Below are 292 nucleotides of genomic sequence, written 5' to 3' on the forward strand. Positions count from 1 at the left end.
GGTAGGTGCCGCGTTTCTGCTCGTAGTCGTTGCGGTCGTACTGGATGTCGATGAGCTCGTGGATGACCTCGTCGCGATCCATCTCCTTCTGCTTGTCGACGAACACCGCCATGCCGGCGTAGATGGGAGCGGCACTCGCGCCGGCGGCCTCGGCGATCGGGGCCGGCGTCGGGGCGGGGGCGAGAGCGGGTTCGGCGGCTTCCATGGCGTTCAGGGCGGCGTGCACCTGGGGGAGGGCCGTGTAGTTCGCGATGGCGTAGACGGCGGCGTCGGCCGGCAGGGTGCCCGCGGC

General features: G+C 70.5%; 1 pseudogene. It reads right to left on the minus strand.

The annotated features are described in order from the left end of the window. Positions 1-292, minus strand: a pseudogene (locus tag NE591_RS15150) (hypothetical protein); the annotation flags it as partial.

The organism is Adlercreutzia sp. DFI.6.23, assembly GCF_024462535.1.
Taxonomy (GTDB): Bacteria; Actinomycetota; Coriobacteriia; order Coriobacteriales; family Eggerthellaceae; genus Adlercreutzia; species Adlercreutzia rubneri.